Raw genomic sequence first — 17,094 nt, forward strand, 5'->3', positions numbered from 1 at the left:
TCTCCTCTCAGGATTAAAATTCTGAACCACAAATTTGATTATATTTGGTATTTGTTAATGGAGTTTAAAGATATGTAAATAGTTGGATATTCCAACAAGGATCCCCACCATATAACAATTAGACTTTCAGCTGATAAATGGATGGATGTTCCTCAATAAATGGGGTTATTTCTTTAATCAACGGGAAATTATCCTAATTTTTCATAGTCCTATTTTCTTGGTTTTTTTCATTTTATTTTTAAAAGAAATTTACAAACAAAGATATATATTGAGCGAAATGAGGCAGAAGTTAGTAAATTAACAAAAAATAAAAACTATTTTCCCTATTGTGATAAAATAATTACATTGATTGTTTAGGAGGTTAACCAATGAAAAGAAATAAGTTAGTTGTAGTAGGTGTGGGCCATGTCGGCTCTTATGTTCTCGCAGACGCCATGAAGTTAGGATTATTTGCGGAGATTGCAGTCATTGATAGCGATAAGGATGTTGCTTTTGGCGAAGCCCTTGACCAAGCACACGCAACGGCTCTTACCTATATGTCGAACACAACAGTTCGTGCCGGAGATTATTCCGAATGTGGGGATGCGGATGTGATTATCTGCGCGGCCGGCCCGAGCATGCTGAAAAGCGAAGATGATAAGATGCCGGACAGAGCCCAATTGGCAGCTGTAAATGCAGAGGTCATTCGTGAAGTCATGACGGGAATCACGAAATATACAAAAGACGCCATCATTATTTTGATAACAAATCCGTTAGATACCATGGTCTACATTGCAGAAAATGAATTCGGCTATCCGAAGGGACGGGTATTTGGAACCGGCACGATGCTTGATTCTGCCCGCCTTCGTAAAATCATTGCCGACAATTATGACATCGATCCAAAAAGCGTAACTGGTTATATGATGGGCGAACACGGCCATACCGCTTTTCCGGTATTAAGCCGCTTAAACGTGCAAGGCTTTGGTGAAAAAGAATTAGACCAAGTTTTTCAAGGAAAAGAGCCATTAAGCCGGGAGCGAGTTAAGCAGCAGGTGGTAAAGGCAGCTTTTGATGTTTTAAATGGTAAAGGCTGGACCAATGCCGGTGTTGCCCAGGCTGCTGTAACATTGGCAAAAGCAGTTTTGCTAGATGAGCGCAGTGTTTATCCTGTGTGCACTACCTTACACGGACAATATGGCTACGACGGGGATGTAGCCTTAAGTATGCCATGCATCGTTGGTCGAAATGGAATAGAGCAGCAATTAGAAATTGCACTTGATGCTCAAGAAATGGACTGGCTGCATCAATCTGCGGAGTATATTAAAGAAGCGATGAAGGTTGCCAAGACGGGTAAGGATTCAAAAGTAATTCTATAAATTATTGAACTAGGAGTAACTTTTTCTCTTAACATGCTTCCTAAAGTTCTTTCAAAAATAAAAGGCGTAATTTTGAAATCGCGCCTTTTATTTTTGTTAACTGTATAATAACATTTGTTTTTTAGTTAGTATTTTTTGAATCTCATTTCCAGGTAATGGACGGCAAGAGATAGTATCCCTACGATTTATAAAATTTTTTTCTGCCAACGGGATGCGGGGGACTCTCCATCCATCCTCGGTTGACCAATATTTTAAGTCCTTCCCCTCCATACTTCATTACATCCGCTATAAAAAAGGACCACAGGGCTCCTAAATCCTTTCTCATTGTGATTGATAATGCGTACCCAAGAGTTGAAACACCCACTTGGTTAGAAGAACCGATAAAGAACATGATTAATCGCTCAGAAAACGGAGAAATGATTGAATTTGTTACCTCAATCGTAGTTGGAAACCCGCCAAAATCTTCATTTTCTTTCAATAATTTGTCGAGTGATTCTATTTGTTTTTCACAAAGTTTCTTTCCCTTTAATAAATATTCCTTTATTTCCTTATCTTTTGTTACCTGAATGAGTCCCATCAAAAGGATCAACCCAATCGCATTTCTTTCAATCCCTGCAAAAAGTTCCCCAATTTCTAATGTATTTAAGGGTCTTTTATCGCCGAACCAAGTATTAATTAATGACGGATTGTGTTGAACAAACTCGACACTTGTTGGATATTCCATTTTTGGTGGTCGATCGTAAAATCCCTTTAAAGTCATTAGATCCAGTGCTTTTTTGTGTATTTCAGTTTCATGGTATAAACACTTGGAGTAAAATTGATAAATATCGCTGCGGCTCACTTTCGTCAGGACAGTAGCGTAATAGGGAACAATGACTTGTCCGCCACGAAAAAGAAAACTCAACGCAAATGGGTCCGTATATAGCGGAGGAGCTGACAAATCAACATCTTTATCCGAAAAACCTTGAGGTATCGGTATATTTTCTTCTTCAAAAATGGTTTTAACTTTCGTGATAATTTTTTCAACTAAAGTTAAAACCTCTTCAATAATCGATTTTATATCAGGATCATGAAGATGCTGAAGGAAATGTTTGTAAAAACATCTTAAGGCTGTGTTTTCGATATACGTGGACCAAAGGGTCCCAATTTCGGATGTAGTCAGCTTAATATATTCATGATTACTTTTCATAAAAAACCTCCATAAAAATAAATTAAGAATATTGTTCCCTTGAATTGGAAAATTAATTGATTAACTATCTGTAGGAAATTTATCAACACGAAGTATTTCTTCTGCCGAGATCTTTACCATACATTCATTCCACTTTGTTATTTTCAAATAATCCTTTATAAAATGGCACTTTAACGCCTATAGTAGAATAATCTAAATTAAGTCTAATTTTAAGGGGTTACCTTATGACAATATTAAATAATTTAGGGATGCTGAATATTACAAATGCCGCAACGGATTCAGGTGTCTTCCTTGGTGAAAACAACCAATTTGGATGGAGCTCGCATAGGAAGTACATTATGGGAGGACAGGTTCTTGGGTGGGGTAACGTATCACCATGGGGAAACATTATCATCGATAATTCAATAATTGATACGCCTATTGGGGATCAGGATATTATGGCTGGGGTCACCACACAGGTAGTATAATAATTTGTTAGGTCCAAAATTAGGATAGGTGATGGAGGAGTATATGGCGGTTATTACGAATCTTGGGGCTGTTAACGTGACAAATATTGCTACTGCAGCCGGAGTTTTTTTAGGCCAAAACAATCAATTCGGTTGGGGTACCCATCGAAAATATATGATGGGAGGGCAGGTTTTTGGTTTTATCAATAATGCTTCATGGGTGACTCTCCTAAACAACAATGTTTTGATTGATGTACCTATAGGGGATCAGGACCTAATGAACGGGCAGTCAATTCAATCTATATAACTTGAAAGTTTGATAAATCAAGCAAACTATGCCCACAGGAAATGGTAATATTTCCCCAGATATTTTTTCACTATTGGAGGGTACCATGGCTGTTACAATAACATTTAATTCTATAAATATTACCAATATCAACACTGGGGCTGGGGTCTTTATCGGTGAAAACAGCCAATTCGGTTGGGGTACACATCGAAAATACAACATGGGAGGCCAAGTTTTCGGATTTCACAACTATATCCCATGGGTTACGAATATCAATGATAATGATTTTTTAGATACACCTATTGGGGACCAGGATATTATGAATGGTATAACAACCCAGCAGGTTTGATTGTTTACAGAAAGGTTTTGTCTGCACTCTGTTCTGTCTTTAAGCCAGAAAAAACAAACAGCGAGCCAATATTTGCTCGCTTTTGCTGTCCTGATTATAGGGGTCTGTTCCAGCTCCATCCCAACTTAATGTTGCGTATCTGAAGACTAAAGACCTCTTTTATAATTATTCTTGTTCCTTATTTACATTAGGCTCCTGATTCATTTGATTTCCGTGGCTCTGATTTCCCGCTGGATTTTGAAAAGGATGATTCCACAATTGGGCTGTTCCCTGATGAATATTTGGGACGATTTGATTTATAATTTTTGAAGCTAAATTATTCAGATCGTTTATGTCTTTTATCATCAGATCATCATCGTTGTCATCGTCATCTTCGTCGCCATCTTCGTCCTCATCTTCGTCCACATCTTCATCTTCATCCTCTTCCTCAACTTCATAATACTCTGCTTCTTCATGCTCAAAGGTTGTTTTTATTCGATCAGCATTAAGAATTTCTAACATCTCATCCTCTTCCTCGACTTCAACATCTTCAAAATAATTGATGATTTTGCTGAGAACAATCTCTTTTATCTCATTTACCCAGATTTCATCTTCCGTACCCGAGTCATTAAATAAATCAAATAACGATTTATCGTTTAACAGTGTTTTGATGCCATCTATGGTATTGTTACTGCCGCTAACTGACCCGAATCCTTGATTATGTTTTTTGAAATTGGTAAACCCTGTCGGCCGATTATTACCAATATTTACACAGGAGGCCCCCTCAACCGTTCCAATCGTAAAGGTTTTGATAAAAAAATTAGGAGACTCATTATTTACCATTGGGTTGACCTCCTATTAACTTTCTTCCTTTTCTTCCGTTTCTCCCTGTTCTTCCTTTTCTTCTTTTTTTGTTTTTCCAGGATAATCAGTTTTTTGAACCAAATGCTGGCTATTGGATGATTGGTTATGATGTCCCATCATTGTACCAAATCCTTCGTTTACTTTCTTATGACATTTCCAATCTATTTGCAGGTTATCACCAGAAAAAACACCTGAAGACTGTTTTACATTTCCAATATTTAATTGTTTTAATACTATTTTCATATAAGACCCCCATTTTTGAAAAATGTTGAACTTCAGAGGTACTTCAATTGCTTATGTTCTTTTTAGTATATTCATTGACAATGTCAATCATTCTAAAAATAAACAGCGTTCCCCCTTTTAGGAACGCATCCATAGTCATTTCCTTACCCCATTGATTTTTCTGTTTGATCGGAGTAATGATGTTGGTGATTCGGGTAACCGATTGTGATTCCTTTTAATTTGTGGACATGACCCCCACCGGGAAGTGGAATGGCAGGTCCCGTTTCACCTCGTAACTCATGCCTATGACCATTTATATATCTTGTTACGGCTATATACTTATGTGTATGCTGTACACCATTTGGTCCAGGTTCAGTTGTTCCGGCAAATATATGCGTATGCCCGCTTTGCTCTCCAGTTGTTCCAACAAATTCATGAATATGGGTTCCTTGAATAATGGGCGATTCCGGGGGAGTGTCTGGATAATTGATATTAGGGCCTGTATAAATTAGGGGTTGAACTTGATAGAATTGTCTATCCCTTTGTTTGGAAGGTGTTAGGCTTTGATACCCGCTGTCCGCGGTTTGCGACGTGAATGAAGGTGGTTTTAATCCTTCATTTGTGTTTGGCATCATTCTATAATAATTGTAACTTGATGGGATATAGTGTCTGTATCCTTGTCCGTTGAGTTGCTTTAGTGGGTAAAAGGACTGATAAGAAGTATATGGACTATAAAAATATGGATTTCCTTGAATGTACCACACGTATTAACACCCTTTCATTTTATCCCCAATTATGGAATATTGTGTTTTCTTTTTTTAGGTAACTACACATTATGATATGAGGGAATTACCAAAGAGTGTTTCCTGAAATCAATGAACAGTCAGTCTTTGCATGTGCTTTGCCAATCTTCCTTAAGATTATTCTATTTAGCTCAAATCACCCTCTCTCCATAAGAAAAAACCACAGTACCAATTTACTGTGGTAAAAAATAGCCTTTTTATGATGAAAATGCTGTTAATACCATGGAATGTCCAAAGGGTCATAGTGATAGAGCTCCATACGAAAATAATCCCAGCACGCTTTCATAACCTTTTGCAGGTCCTCTGCCGAATGGCCTAAAAGACGGACAACAAGCCCATTTTTATTTAGTAAACTTACTCCCCCATATTGATTTGAATCATTCAAATTACTCAAAATATGATTGTTTACATAGGAAACATGATCATTGTTAATCTTTTCTGAAAGAATCCAAAGCGTCCCAAAATGAGTGTATTCGCCCAAAAATCCTTTTTGGGTTAGATTATCCTGAGGATTTAATTGGATGGCATCGCAGGCAATTATTTGGTCATTCCAATAAACATCAAATCCGGAGTATAGGGATAGATATTTATATATTTCTCCTCGGCCAATCCTTCCAGCGGAAATCAATTCTCCCAATATTGCTTGAGCCCCGTCCTTCATGTGAATCGATGAATTACCCTTATAATTTGCTCCTTCAAAGGGAATGATCGGCTGTGGCATATACTCTAATTTTGCATCCATTTCCAAAACAAAGGTGACAATTTGCCGGCTTTCCTCATTTATTGTTGAAGGATGCAGTTCTGTGGCTGATGGATCTGTTAATACCAAATGGGATTCTTCTGTCAATTGACAGGTAATTTCCTGATCGTCACCGTTAAATAACCCAGGCGAAGCCGATGTTAAATAAATGATAATTTCACCATCATCCCCTGTAATAGGGTTGAGTGACAAAGGAAATCTGTGAAAAGAATCCACTAAATAACTTTTATGGTCATCCGTTGTTCCTATAATCCCCCTCCATTTCCCAGATACTTTCAAATTTACTCCCCTTTTCTCCCCCGATATTCCCTTTCAAGCCAATTCGCTATTTGGCCGGTTCCAATATCTTGTGTTACAACAGAAAAGATGGTCGGCTTACCTATACGTTGTTTTTCTGAATCTGTTTTCATTTTATCCAGACTCACGCCGACATGCTTTGCTAAATCTGTTTTATTGATAATCAGCAGATCGGACTGTGTAATTCCGGGTCCGCCCTTTCTGGGAATATCCTCACCTTGGGCAACGTCAATGATATAAAGGAATACATCTGCCAATTCAGGACTAAAGGCAGCAGCAAGGTTATCTCCTCCACTTTCAATAAAAATCATATCCAAACCATCGATTCTTCTTGATAATTCCTCTACAGCCTCAAAATTCATGGAAATATCTTCACGAATGGCCGTGTGGGGACACCCTCCCGTTTCTACACCAATAATGTGGTTGTCAGGCAAAACCCCGGCCCGCATAACAGCCTCTGCATCTTCCTTAGTATATATATCATTCGTTATAACACCGATTTGATAATTTTCCGAAAGATTTCTAGATAGGGCGGTGACAAGGGCTGTTTTTCCGGAACCAACCGGACCGCCAACCCCGATTCTCATAGGCCTATCTTCCTGGAATCCTTGATAATTCCAATTGAAATTATGGTGATGTTTTTTTGGGGAACCGTCTTCATGGTTATGTGTTTGGCACATTTGGAATCTCCTCCATCTTAGGACATGAAGAGCCTTGAATACAAGGTTTCATGCCGCATTGATTCAATCTCCTGAATGACAGATACGTTATAGAAATCTTTAATCATCGGTTTTTTTAACAGGATACCTTTTGTTTCATTTGCTAAAAGGGGGTATAATCTTTTTAATATTTTTTGTATCTCAGTTTGGCCGATTGAAATCAACCTTAAAGCACTTTGCAATAAACTATTCGAATTAGAATAAAGATACGTAAAGATGGCTACTTCGAGCGGAACGGAAAGATGGGCCGTAATCCATCCGTGTACAATGGCGGAATTCCCATAACACATCTGTTTAGCCACTAAATTGGCGTAGTTTTGGAGCCCCGATTCTGGATACAAAGTATTGACAATTTGTAAATACCGTTTTCCAATTTTTATTCCTGCTTCACGGGTCTCCATCGGTAGTTTACTTAATGTTAATTTCTGATCCAAACGTTTGATTTTTAACAAAACGGGATCAAGCTCCTCGTTTTCCATTAGCCATTTGCTTATCTCAGTGTAGGTGATAAAAACGGCATTACCCTCCATTGGAACTAGACTGCCTATAATAAAGGATTGCATCCACGCATATAAGTCCTCGGGTTCTTTGACCTTTCCTTCCTTAAATGCTGTTTCTAGACCGAATGAATGAGCAAATGCCCCTGTCGGAAATGCGGAGTCAATGAGCTGCAATAAATACATTTCATTATTCACTTTAGTCCCCCTAAAAGAGAAAGTAACGCTGACCCATCGGTACTTCTTTAGCTGGAGGATGTTCCATCAGAACGCCGTCCACATACACCTCGAAGGTATCAGGATTAATGGTTATAACAGGAGCCGCATTATTTAGGATCATATCCTTTTTGCCTATATTACGTGTATTCCGGACCGCAAAAACCGGCTTCTGAAGACCCAACTTTTTATGAATGCCCCGCTCAATGGACGCTTTGGACATAAATGTGTAGCTAATACTAAATGGCGCCTTGCCAAATGCCCCCCACATTGGTTTATACATTTGAGGTTGTGCAGTAGCAACAGAACCGTTGCCAATACCTATTGGGTAACAGATTACAAACCCTCCTTTAATCACATACTCTGGTTTCACCCCGAAAAATGCATGCTTCCAGATGACAAGGTCTGCTAATTTCCCAATAGCTATTGAACCAACCAAGTCCGATATCCCCTGTGTAATCGCCGGATTAATCGTATATTTGGAGATATATCGCTTAACCCTGAAGTTGTCATTGTCCCCCTGCTCCTCTTTTAGCCTGCCTCTTAGTTTTTTCATCAAATCCGCCGTTTGCCATGTTCGAATGATGGTCTCCCCAATATGTCCCATTGCCATTGAATCTGAGCTCATCATACTAATAATCCCCATATCGTGTAAGATTCCCTCCGCGGCCTGTGTTTGGGGCCGTATCCTGCCCTGTGCCATTGCTATGTCGGTAGGATCCTCTCTACTTAACCCATGAACCTGAAATATCATTTGAACATTGGCATCTGCTGTATTTATTGTGAATGGCCGGGTAGGAGTTGTTGAGGAGGGAAGTGCGTTTGGCTCACCTGCCATGGACATGATGTCAGGTGTATGTCCACCACCGCCCCCTTCAATATGATACATATGAATGGCCCTGCCCTTTATTCCATACATGGTAGTGGTCTCGACTGTACCAGATTCATTGCTTGTGTCAGTATGAATCGTAACCTGAACATCATATTTGTCCGCGATACTAAGGCATTCATCGATAACAGAAGGGGTGGAAGCCCAATCCTCATGAATTTTAAACCCTGCCGCTCCATTTAACAGCTGTTCCTCAAGCGGTTCTGGAGCTGAAGCGTTACCTCTGCCGGTATAGCCAATATTCATAGGAAACGCTTCAGCCGCTTCAAGCATTCTATAAATATTCCAAGCTCCTGGTGTACAAGTGGTTCCAATTGTCCCTGTAGTCGGACCTGTCCCGCCCCCAAACATGGTAGTAATACCCGCCTCTATTGCCGTTGTCACTAACTGTGGACAAACCTCGTGAACATGAACATCTAATCCCCCAGCAGTCACAAATGCCCCTTTTGCATCAATCACCTCTGTAGTAGCCCCTACAATTAAATTAGGATTGACACCGTCCATATAATCAGGATTTCCCGATTTCCCAATCCCGCAAATCCGTCCATCCTTTATCCCAATATCCGCCTTAACAATCCCCCAATGGTCAATAATCACCGCATTACAGATTAATAGGTCAATAGCACCTTCTGCTCCATCCCTTGGTATATAGGGAGACATTCCCATGCCGCTTCGTGCAGTCTTTAACCACCCATAACGCAATTCCTCACCATATACAGAAAAGTCTTCCTCAATCTCCACAATGAGGTCTGTATCAGCAAGACGAATTTTATCCCCTTTTGTCGGTCCAACCTTCTTTGCATATTTTTTACGTGAAATCGTTTGTTTGCTAACATCGGGGGTATTGACAGGAGGTACAGGACCATTTACATAATTTCGAAACCCAAAGGCTACTTTTTTTCCACCAATTTCAACAAGTTCAATTTCCTTTGTTTCACCTGGCGGAAATTGTATAATATCTCCTGCGGGAATATTCAAACGCATCCCTTTTGTCAAATCCCGGTTAAAATCCAGCTCCGGATTGGTCTCATAAAAATGAAAGTGGGAACTAACGAAAATCGGGCGGTCCCCGCGATTCGTCACTTTCAATTTCCTTGTATGCCTGCCTTGATTGATGATAATCGGGTCATCACGTAAAAAATGTTCTCCGGGTTTCATCAGTATCCCCCCCTTTTGGTAAAGTTGACAATCGATTGACGGTTTGGATTGCTTGCTATAAAGTCGAATGGGAAATATTTCCGGTTCTATTCCGATGATTGCTGCTGTGAGGATTGTTGCTCCTGCTCAGGATGTACCCATTTTGACAGAACCCCTTTTTGCCCTTTTCCGGGAGGTTTAATAGGGTCAACAACCACGACCAATTTTGTTCCATCCGGGAAGGTAGCCTCAATATTGATGATATCGATCATGTGGGAAACCCCTTCCATTACATCATCTTCTGTCAAAATTTTTTTTCCATATTCCTTTAGGTCAGCAACTGTCATCTTTCCCCTTCTTGCCGCCTCCAAGATTTCAAAGGTAATCAGAGCCACCGCTTCGGGGTAATTCAGTTTCACCCCGCTTTCCTTTCGTTCCTTGGCCAGTTTCGCAGCCACCACAAGAAGCAACAAATCCTTCTCGCGCTCTGTTAAGTTCATAATCGTTCCTCCTTGCTGGCTTAATAAGGCTCACTTTTAAACAGATTGGTCGTACTTTACAACCAATTGGAGGGAAAAGAAGATTGGCCCCTATTTAAATGACTATTTCCCTGCGTCAATGGCAGTTAATCTATTTTTCCCCATTGGGTAAATGATCCATGAAAGCCAAACTGATAATAAATTATTCTCTTATTCTGCTTTTTATTCACTTGACTTTGTCAGTCAGCATTTTTTCTTTCCCTCCATTAGCCACGTATTTTCCAATGACGGAAATCTTGGGTGAAATCCCAATCACTTCATTGTGGATAGGCACCCATAGTGCCTTCGTGAATAAAATACCTTAGAATAACAGACAGACAATAAATTGGTTCAATTTATTTACAAGGAGAGAGTAACTAGATGGATAACATGTTAGAAGAATTCTTCAAAAATAATTTTGGTAATCAAGGAATGCCCAATCCATTTAATGCAGATTCATTTGCAGAATTTATTTCCGGCCAAATAAAAAATGCCATGCCAAAGGATTTAAACGGAATGCAACCAAATGCAGGTCCTCAACCTAATCCAATGGGTTCGCCCTTTCAGCCGCAACAGGCAGGGGACAGGACTTATACTTCGGCTCACCATCCTAATACAAAGGATATTAAATATAATGTTTTTGAAATGCATAACTATGTAATCGTTAGAATAGCCATTTCCAATACCAATCCAAATAAAAAGAAAAGTGTATTATTAAATAGTCACGAACTGTTGCTAAAAGAAGAGGATCGGGAACATGCCTTAGTCCGTATTGCCCTGCCAAAGCCGGTTTCGCCAACTAAAACAAAGCTATATACGCAAAACGGAATTCTCGAAATTCAAATTTTAAAGAAAAGTCCCGAGGAATATTGTGTATTTGAAATTCCCGAAATTCAAAGTAATGATAATCCAAACCCAGGGTGAAAAGTCCACTAATCTTTAGTGGATATTTTTTTACAATCTAAATAGCCCCGCCCCTTTGGCCAAAGAGACACTTCCAAGCTATCCTCTCTATTGGGATTGATTAGAAGTGTCTATTAAATTAACTTTTTAAAAACAAATAAAATTCAATTGGCAACTGAAGGGCTCCCTGAAATGATTTTTCCATTTATTTTTATCTTTAATTCCGAGTCCGGACCTATGACAATATCTTTAGACTTGTCAGACTTATGTGGCGAACGGTTGGAATATTTTTTTAGTTTTAGTGCGGAATCTGGTCCAACAATAATTTCCTGTATGGATAAATCCATTTGGGAATGGTTCGGTTTATTAGGGTAAATAAGGTCAGTTGATTTTCTTTCTTCTTTGTTTGTATTGGAATCTTCTTCACCAGTTGCACTTTCTCTATTAATAGCTTTTTTGTTTCTAGTTTTTTTCGGAAACATTTCTTCCAGTTTTTTCTCCAGTTTTTTTTCAATTTCCGAATACTTTTCAAAATCGACGGTTTCTAAGGAGCTAGGTTGTGGTTTGGTTTTTTTTTGTTCTTTATTTTCCTCTTCTTGTTTTTCTTGTTGCTTTTGCTCCTTTGTATCATTCTCTTTCATTTTTACACCGGATGACTTGACATTTTTATTTTCCTTTTTGCCATCTACACTAACACCGTAATTATTACCTAAATTCAGGGCCCCGCTTACCTCTTTCACATCAATTTTATCAAAGATAAATTCCAAGCCTTCCAAAACAGGGCCATGAAATTCAAATTTCTCTATATTTACGAAATTGACAAGCCCCTCTTTCGTCATCTTTTCAAGCAAAGATTGTAATTTTTGCACCTGATTATATAACTTTTCCAACTTTTCTCTCTCATCCGGCATGTAAGTCCCCCCCACCGACCCTTAAAACCTTAGTCACTCATCCCTTACTTAAGATGATATGTACTAAGTTACTACTTTATTAACTTAGGATGCCGGAATTGGACTCCACATTACATCTCGATCATCAATAGGGGTATCTAGTTGATCGTTATCAGAAACAACATTCGTATTTTTATCTACCTTGTTATTATGTCCCCCTAATGAACCAAAGCCAGAATTTGATTTACTGTGAGAGCTCCAACCAAACTGAATATTTTTACCATTAAAAATACCTGATGAATTCGATACTGTACCTGCCTGAAGTTTTTCAAAAAAAATCATTGCATTTACCTTTTTTGGTGTTTTCGTCTCCCCCTTTTTCGTTTCCTGCTTTTTTTCCTCTTCTTTTATTTGACTTTCTGAAGAAGAGGTTTGGTCATTTCCCTCATTTGCAGAAGAAAACGTTTGAGATTGGCCGAATGGCGGGGCGTCTGGGGCTGCCCCCCCTGGAATCGTATACGGATTTGAAATAGGATATGGAATATACCCTGGCACTTCAAATGGTATTTTCGGATGAGGAAAAGGCCAGTATCCATTTTGCATATTGTTATTCATTGATTCTCAAACACCTTTCACCAGTATTAATTCATACTATGTAACTAGCCCAATTAAGTGAAGGATATTTATGTTGTTACTTGTTCAACTCTCTTTTGGATGGATAGGCATGCCAAAAATTCACTTTCCCATGACGGGATGCATACTATATCCCATACTGGTGGGAAAGATGGTGAATCATGAGTAACAAACCATTTGATGCTGATATTGAAATTGTTTATGATACCATACAGATTTTGAATGCGGCAAGTGGAGCAGGAGTTTTTAATGGCTTAAATAGTCAATTCGGATGGAGTTCTCATTCAAAAGGAAACTCAGGACTGGGCACCATTGGTGGGAACCATAACCAAGCTCCTAAAAATGTTAATATTCTGAATGACCCTGATGTGATGGATGCCATTATTAATGACCAAGATATGATATGGGGGTTCCAATCAAACTTCTAAGAGTTGAACTATGATTATCGACTACGTTTTTCCTATATTTCCCAAAGTCCCCCATTAAACAATCTATGAATAAAATAAGAAAGGTATGGTAAAAGTATGGCGATTGCGATTTTTTATAATGTGAATCTTCTTCAAACCGCATTAGATAACGCAGGGGTTTTTAACGGAGAAAACCAAGGGTTTGGCTGGAGTTCCCACTTTAAGCAAAATCAAAATTTAAATCTTACAGGATTTTTAATTCCAGCAACAGCCAATGTAAATATTGTAAGAGATGATGACTTTATTGATGCCATGATTAATGACCAGGATATTGAAGGCGGGATCATTGGGCAAACCGTTTAATAAATACCTAATAGGGGAGGTACGATTTTGGGGATATTAATTGCTTATAACATCAATAATTTGCAATACGCCGCGGATAATTCCGGTGTCCTGAATGGCCAAAATCAAATATTTGGCTGGAGTTCTCATTTTAAGATGAACCAAAATATTTATGTAAAAGGGTTTGCGATACCGACACCTGCCAATTTTAACTATGTCGAAGATTTTGATGTTATTGATACCATGATTAATGACCAGGATCTAGAGGGTGGAACAAGTATTCAAGCATTATAATATCATTACATTCTATTTTTTATTGCCTTTTTTGGCTGCCCACAATACAATGTGGGCAGCCAATTTCATGCATGGGATTCATCACTCAAGTTCCCAGGCCCCGATTTATAGGCACAAGGAAGGGCACGAGACAAGTTTCCCCCCCTTAATTTCTTCATATATTGGTACTAACTTTTAATAAGCAGGGGGGATTGACAATGCCTTATCAAAAAAATGAATGGCAATCGCAGCCTATTCTACCTGATAATACTCAGCATTTTAGTGACCAATCATGGGGAAATTCATCCAATGCCTCTGGTTGGGGTAATCTTAACCAACTAATGGAATTTATGAACACGGTGGGCGGTTCAAGAACAGGCTTTATGCAGAATAATGGCATGGACCTTGAGAACCTTCTCGGGCTAGCCAAAAATATGGGGTTTCTGGATAATAACTTAATGAGTCCACACGGAAACAACCTCCCAAATTTCGGGAACAGTTTCCCAGGGCTTGGTTTAGGCGGACCTTTTAAGATGCTTGGTTTATTAAACAAAGGGTTTGGGGGATCCCCATTGGGGGGACTTATGAACCTGGGAAGACTTTTCTTCTAGTCTAATTGTTAGAAATACTGCCAAATTGAATTTGGCAGTATTTTCTTATGTAAAAGGAAAAACGTATAATTGTATTCTTGTCCCTTTCAACAGGTGTTTATTGTACATAGGATAATACAAATAGAAAGGGTGGTTTATTTGATTGAAATCCAATTTAATAAAATTCAAGTTAATACAATGAATAACAATGGAGCTGTCTTTATGGGCAAAAATTCCATTTTCGGTTGGAAGAGTCATTTCAAAAGCAATCGAAATAGTGCAATCATTGATTTGAAAACCGAGGAAGGTGCTTCGTATTCTTTGAACTTGATCTATGACGAGGATGTCATTGATTATCCTGCAAAAAGTAAAAATATTACCCTAAATATCACAGACTAAAAATCAAATAACCCTAAATAGCCGATCAACTTTAACAAATGAAATCAGGATGAAGGAGAGGGAAATAAATTGATTAATATAAAATTCGGCAATATTACAATTAGCAGTGCCACGAATAATTCAGGCGTAATTGGTATTGGGAAAAACTTCGCACCAAACTGGCATATACTTACGAAAAGCAATACCAATACTTCTGGTAACAATACAACAGATTGTGTTAATGTTATCTTTGATAATGATAAATATGACTATATCACGACGGACAAGGATTTTGCTCAACAAATAAACATTAATAAATCCGACGATCAATTGATTAATTCTAGTCAAGAATCCAGCGATTGGATCAGATCGAGCTCACTTGATAGGAGCAATCAAAGTGACTCCCTATGGTACAGCTCACCTCAAAGCAACCCAAGCCGAACCAGATACTCAAGCCGAATGAGTAATACAAAGAAGAATTATATTAAAAAGGGAAACATTAACATAAAGGATTAAGATTCTTTGATAAGGAACATCAGAGGAGGTTCTCTCCCCCCTTCCAAAACATATATAGTAATGTATGCACGATTGCCTATATTTGTTAACATTTAGGGACACCAACCCCCTGGGGTTAACGCTTTAATCTGTTTCGGTAATTTACAATAAGCAGGAATTAATTTAAGTGGATACTTCAACTGACGGGTGACGAAAATATAAATGCTATCTTACATTTTTCAAGATAGCCTACTTTTGAGCAACCCATACAAAATTAGTACGTTAAAAAGCGAATGATTGACTAACCTATTTATTTTGTTTTTCATATAATTTTTCATTCATGGGCAAGCAACCAGACCTTTCTTCTCCCCATGCATACTGTATTAAAAAAATGAAAAGGGAGATGCCTAAATATGTTTCCTTACCCGATGTCTCAGATTCCGCGGATGCCTCGAGGGTCTCAATTGTATCAAATGCCTCAAATAGCTTATTATTCCCCACCCCATGTACCAAACTACAATCCGTTGACCATCACGTACCAAGATAGTGGGGGGGGATCGGACGAAATATCATCAACACTTGATAAAATAAAAAAGAAAGTGGATTCCATTGATAAAAAGGCCTCCGAACTTGAGGATATCAAAAACAAGGTGGATTCCATCGATAAAAAGGTTAAGGATCTCGATGATATAAAAAAGAAAGTGGAATCCATTGATAATATATCAAAGAAATTAGATGAATTGAAACAAAAAATGGAATCTATCGATAAAAAGTTAGCAAACCGCTAATAAAAAAATAAGGGGTAAGCTCCTTTTTTTAATTAGACACTCCAGTACCTAAAAAACTTACTTTACCCTGAAAAACACCTTCTGTGAAGTTTTATTCAGAAGGTGTTTTGATTTACAGTTTCATTGTTAAAAGGAATCAATCAACGTTACAGATAAAAATTAGATTTGTGATTTACCGAAACAGAATTAAATAAATTTTTCAAAGTTATCCGTGTAGGCTACAAATATTCCCCATTCCATTAATTCCTCATCAGAAATCCTCCATGTATGCATCCCGGTATTATGACGAATTACGACAAAGTCTTTATGATCCAGAGAATAAATTTGATATCCACTTTTCTTAGCCTGATCAATAAAAAAGTAATCCTCCGCACGATTAACCTTTTCAAATTGGATCTTTTTAAAGATTTCCTTTCTAAAAACCAATGATGCCCCCGCAACTGTATCAGTAAAACTGTTTTCTTCTCCCGGTATTAAAAATAGTGCCTTTTTATTTTTAAAATAGATATAATAGGAACTTTTTCCGACAATAGATACTTGCTTATTTTTAAAGGCATTCATCGCACTGGTTAGATAATTAGGTCCATAATAATCATCATCATCAAATTTTGCAATTACATCATACCTTGATTTCAGAATACCAAAATTTAAACTGTCGCCTAGTGTAGCCTTGTTGTGGAGTTGGAAAATCCTCACATTAGGATATTTCTTTGCCTTTTTAAGCCACTGGTCTATTTCCATAGATTCCTTATTTAAAATAATAATAAGTTCTTTTTGACTCCAATTTTGCTGAAGGAAATTACGAAAAACATTTTCCATAAAGTCGTCCCTAATCGTACATGTAATGACCGAAATCATCTCTTTTCCCC

Annotated in this window: 23 protein-coding genes; 11 read left to right on the forward strand and 12 right to left on the reverse strand. The window is 38.2% G+C overall.

Annotated elements, in window-relative coordinates; all coding sequences use genetic code 11:
• The first annotated feature begins 368 nt into the window (after positions 1 to 368).
• Complete coding sequence (locus tag ACNQGS_RS21295) at positions 369 to 1,355, forward strand: L-lactate dehydrogenase (RefSeq protein WP_491489091.1); 987 nt, start codon at positions 369 to 371, stop codon at positions 1,353 to 1,355.
• Between the two features lie 178 nt (positions 1,356 to 1,533).
• Here ACNQGS_RS21295 and ACNQGS_RS21300 read toward each other — a convergent pair whose 3' ends face one another.
• Positions 1,534 to 2,544, reverse strand: a complete 1,011-nt coding sequence (locus tag ACNQGS_RS21300; RefSeq protein WP_491489092.1) for a DUF3231 family protein — start codon at positions 2,542 to 2,544, stop codon at positions 1,534 to 1,536.
• A 224-nt stretch (positions 2,545 to 2,768) separates the two neighbouring features.
• Here ACNQGS_RS21300 and ACNQGS_RS21305 point away from each other — a divergent pair, with 224 nt between their 5' ends.
• The 3 genes from ACNQGS_RS21305 (at position 2,769) to ACNQGS_RS21315 (ending at position 3,625) form a co-directional block, all read left to right on the forward strand.
• Positions 2,769 to 3,011: a hypothetical protein gene (locus ACNQGS_RS21305; RefSeq protein WP_491489093.1), complete on the forward strand. Its 243-nt coding sequence runs from the start codon at positions 2,769 to 2,771 to the stop codon at positions 3,009 to 3,011.
• A gap of 43 nt (positions 3,012 to 3,054) precedes the next feature.
• On the forward strand, positions 3,055 to 3,297 hold the full coding sequence (locus tag ACNQGS_RS21310; protein ID WP_491489094.1) for a hypothetical protein: 243 nt from the start codon (positions 3,055 to 3,057) through the stop codon (positions 3,295 to 3,297).
• Positions 3,298 to 3,382: 85 nt separating this feature from the next.
• Positions 3,383 to 3,625 (forward strand): hypothetical protein, encoded by a 243-nt coding sequence (locus ACNQGS_RS21315; protein ID WP_491489095.1) that lies wholly within the window; start codon positions 3,383 to 3,385, stop codon positions 3,623 to 3,625.
• A 165-nt stretch (positions 3,626 to 3,790) separates the two neighbouring features.
• On the opposite strand, the gene ACNQGS_RS21320 is transcribed toward ACNQGS_RS21315, so the two are convergent.
• The 8 genes from ACNQGS_RS21320 to ACNQGS_RS21355 form a co-directional block, all read right to left on the reverse strand.
• Positions 3,791 to 4,447: a hypothetical protein gene (locus tag ACNQGS_RS21320; RefSeq protein ID WP_491489096.1), complete on the reverse strand. Its 657-nt coding sequence runs from the start codon at positions 4,445 to 4,447 to the stop codon at positions 3,791 to 3,793.
• A 15-nt stretch (positions 4,448 to 4,462) separates the two neighbouring features.
• Positions 4,463 to 4,711 carry a hypothetical protein gene (locus ACNQGS_RS21325; protein ID WP_491489097.1) on the reverse strand — a complete coding sequence of 83 codons (249 nt, stop codon included), beginning with the start codon at positions 4,709 to 4,711 and terminating at the stop codon, positions 4,463 to 4,465.
• A gap of 143 nt (positions 4,712 to 4,854) precedes the next feature.
• Positions 4,855 to 5,322: a YmaF family protein gene (locus tag ACNQGS_RS21330; protein WP_491489098.1), complete on the reverse strand. Its 468-nt coding sequence runs from the start codon at positions 5,320 to 5,322 to the stop codon at positions 4,855 to 4,857.
• 385 nt (positions 5,323 to 5,707) lie between these two features.
• Positions 5,708 to 6,532 (reverse strand): urease accessory protein UreD, encoded by an 825-nt coding sequence (locus ACNQGS_RS21335; protein WP_491489099.1) that lies wholly within the window; start codon positions 6,530 to 6,532, stop codon positions 5,708 to 5,710.
• Positions 6,533 to 6,534: 2 nt separating this feature from the next.
• Positions 6,535 to 7,230, reverse strand: coding sequence for an urease accessory protein UreG (ureG, locus tag ACNQGS_RS21340; RefSeq protein ID WP_491489100.1), 696 nt, complete (start codon positions 7,228 to 7,230; stop codon positions 6,535 to 6,537).
• Positions 7,231 to 7,247: 17 nt separating this feature from the next.
• Entirely contained in the window at positions 7,248 to 7,964 is a 717-nt protein-coding gene (locus ACNQGS_RS21345; protein WP_491489101.1) for an urease accessory protein UreF, read from the reverse strand.
• A 10-nt stretch (positions 7,965 to 7,974) separates the two neighbouring features.
• A complete protein-coding gene (ureC, locus tag ACNQGS_RS21350) occupies positions 7,975 to 10,029 on the reverse strand; it encodes an urease subunit alpha (protein ID WP_491489102.1) in 2,055 nt (684 codons plus the stop codon).
• Between the two features lie 86 nt (positions 10,030 to 10,115).
• Positions 10,116 to 10,508 (reverse strand): urease subunit gamma, encoded by a 393-nt coding sequence (locus tag ACNQGS_RS21355; RefSeq protein ID WP_491489103.1) that lies wholly within the window; start codon positions 10,506 to 10,508, stop codon positions 10,116 to 10,118.
• Between the two features lie 399 nt (positions 10,509 to 10,907).
• On the opposite strand from ACNQGS_RS21355, the gene ACNQGS_RS21360 reads away from it, so the two are divergent.
• Complete coding sequence (locus ACNQGS_RS21360; protein ID WP_491489104.1) at positions 10,908 to 11,450, forward strand: hypothetical protein; 543 nt, start codon at positions 10,908 to 10,910, stop codon at positions 11,448 to 11,450.
• A gap of 143 nt (positions 11,451 to 11,593) precedes the next feature.
• On the opposite strand, the gene ACNQGS_RS21365 is transcribed toward ACNQGS_RS21360, so the two are convergent.
• Together ACNQGS_RS21365 and ACNQGS_RS21370 are read right to left on the reverse strand one after the other, a co-directional pair.
• Positions 11,594 to 12,340 carry a hypothetical protein gene (locus tag ACNQGS_RS21365; RefSeq protein WP_491489105.1) on the reverse strand — a complete coding sequence of 249 codons (747 nt, stop codon included), beginning with the start codon at positions 12,338 to 12,340 and terminating at the stop codon, positions 11,594 to 11,596.
• Between the two features lie 84 nt (positions 12,341 to 12,424).
• Entirely contained in the window at positions 12,425 to 12,934 is a 510-nt protein-coding gene (locus tag ACNQGS_RS21370; RefSeq protein WP_491489106.1) for a hypothetical protein, read from the reverse strand.
• 179 nt (positions 12,935 to 13,113) lie between these two features.
• Here ACNQGS_RS21370 and ACNQGS_RS21375 point away from each other — a divergent pair, with 179 nt between their 5' ends.
• From ACNQGS_RS21375 to ACNQGS_RS21400, 6 genes are all read left to right on the forward strand, one after another.
• Entirely contained in the window at positions 13,114 to 13,380 is a 267-nt protein-coding gene (locus ACNQGS_RS21375) for a hypothetical protein (RefSeq protein ID WP_491489107.1), read from the forward strand.
• 96 nt (positions 13,381 to 13,476) lie between these two features.
• Complete coding sequence (locus ACNQGS_RS21380; RefSeq protein ID WP_491489108.1) at positions 13,477 to 13,722, forward strand: hypothetical protein; 246 nt, start codon at positions 13,477 to 13,479, stop codon at positions 13,720 to 13,722.
• Positions 13,723 to 13,749: 27 nt separating this feature from the next.
• Positions 13,750 to 13,995: a hypothetical protein gene (locus tag ACNQGS_RS21385; RefSeq protein WP_491489109.1), complete on the forward strand. Its 246-nt coding sequence runs from the start codon at positions 13,750 to 13,752 to the stop codon at positions 13,993 to 13,995.
• A 197-nt stretch (positions 13,996 to 14,192) separates the two neighbouring features.
• Positions 14,193 to 14,585, forward strand: coding sequence for a hypothetical protein (locus ACNQGS_RS21390; protein WP_491489110.1), 393 nt, complete (start codon positions 14,193 to 14,195; stop codon positions 14,583 to 14,585).
• Between the two features lie 138 nt (positions 14,586 to 14,723).
• The gene (locus ACNQGS_RS21395; RefSeq protein WP_491489111.1) at positions 14,724 to 14,963 is read left to right on the forward strand and encodes a hypothetical protein; all 240 of its coding nucleotides are present in this window, start codon (positions 14,724 to 14,726) and stop codon (positions 14,961 to 14,963) included.
• A gap of 947 nt (positions 14,964 to 15,910) precedes the next feature.
• A complete protein-coding gene (locus ACNQGS_RS21400; RefSeq protein WP_491489112.1) occupies positions 15,911 to 16,225 on the forward strand; it encodes a spectrin repeat-containing protein in 315 nt (104 codons plus the stop codon).
• A 186-nt stretch (positions 16,226 to 16,411) separates the two neighbouring features.
• Here ACNQGS_RS21400 and ACNQGS_RS21405 read toward each other — a convergent pair whose 3' ends face one another.
• Positions 16,412 to 17,083 carry a glycosyltransferase family 2 protein gene (locus ACNQGS_RS21405; protein ID WP_491489113.1) on the reverse strand — a complete coding sequence of 224 codons (672 nt, stop codon included), beginning with the start codon at positions 17,081 to 17,083 and terminating at the stop codon, positions 16,412 to 16,414.
• Positions 17,084 to 17,094 lie beyond the last annotated feature (11 nt).

It is taken from the genome of Neobacillus sp. PVCKKU3 (assembly GCF_058323225.1).

Bases quoted from the DNA above. Each gene is read 5' to 3' on its own strand.
- ACNQGS_RS21330 (WP_491489098.1), bottom strand. From the start codon at position 5,322: ATGCCAAACACAAATGAAGGATTAAAACCACCTTCATTCACGTCGCAA.
- ureG (WP_491489100.1), bottom strand. From the start codon at position 7,230: ATGTGCCAAACACATAACCATGAAGACGGTTCCCCAAAAAAACATCAC.
- ACNQGS_RS21310 (WP_491489094.1), top strand. From the start codon at position 3,055: ATGGCGGTTATTACGAATCTTGGGGCTGTTAACGTGACAAATATTGCT.
- ACNQGS_RS21370 (WP_491489106.1), bottom strand. From the start codon at position 12,934: ATGAATAACAATATGCAAAATGGATACTGGCCTTTTCCTCATCCGAAA.
- ACNQGS_RS21295 (WP_491489091.1), top strand. From the start codon at position 369: ATGAAAAGAAATAAGTTAGTTGTAGTAGGTGTGGGCCATGTCGGCTCT.
- ACNQGS_RS21315 (WP_491489095.1), top strand. From the start codon at position 3,383: ATGGCTGTTACAATAACATTTAATTCTATAAATATTACCAATATCAAC.
- ACNQGS_RS21405 (WP_491489113.1), bottom strand. From the start codon at position 17,083: ATGATTTCGGTCATTACATGTACGATTAGGGACGACTTTATGGAAAAT.
- ACNQGS_RS21320 (WP_491489096.1), bottom strand. From the start codon at position 4,447: ATGGTAAATAATGAGTCTCCTAATTTTTTTATCAAAACCTTTACGATT.
- ACNQGS_RS21380 (WP_491489108.1), top strand. From the start codon at position 13,477: ATGGCGATTGCGATTTTTTATAATGTGAATCTTCTTCAAACCGCATTA.
- ACNQGS_RS21360 (WP_491489104.1), top strand. From the start codon at position 10,908: ATGGATAACATGTTAGAAGAATTCTTCAAAAATAATTTTGGTAATCAA.
- ACNQGS_RS21365 (WP_491489105.1), bottom strand. From the start codon at position 12,340: ATGCCGGATGAGAGAGAAAAGTTGGAAAAGTTATATAATCAGGTGCAA.
- ACNQGS_RS21375 (WP_491489107.1), top strand. From the start codon at position 13,114: ATGAGTAACAAACCATTTGATGCTGATATTGAAATTGTTTATGATACC.
- ureC (WP_491489102.1), bottom strand. From the start codon at position 10,029: ATGAAACCCGGAGAACATTTTTTACGTGATGACCCGATTATCATCAAT.
- ACNQGS_RS21355 (WP_491489103.1), bottom strand. From the start codon at position 10,508: ATGAACTTAACAGAGCGCGAGAAGGATTTGTTGCTTCTTGTGGTGGCT.
- ACNQGS_RS21390 (WP_491489110.1), top strand. From the start codon at position 14,193: ATGCCTTATCAAAAAAATGAATGGCAATCGCAGCCTATTCTACCTGAT.
- ACNQGS_RS21325 (WP_491489097.1), bottom strand. From the start codon at position 4,711: ATGAAAATAGTATTAAAACAATTAAATATTGGAAATGTAAAACAGTCT.
- ACNQGS_RS21305 (WP_491489093.1), top strand. From the start codon at position 2,769: ATGACAATATTAAATAATTTAGGGATGCTGAATATTACAAATGCCGCA.
- ACNQGS_RS21300 (WP_491489092.1), bottom strand. From the start codon at position 2,544: ATGAAAAGTAATCATGAATATATTAAGCTGACTACATCCGAAATTGGG.
- ACNQGS_RS21400 (WP_491489112.1), top strand. From the start codon at position 15,911: ATGCCTCAAATAGCTTATTATTCCCCACCCCATGTACCAAACTACAAT.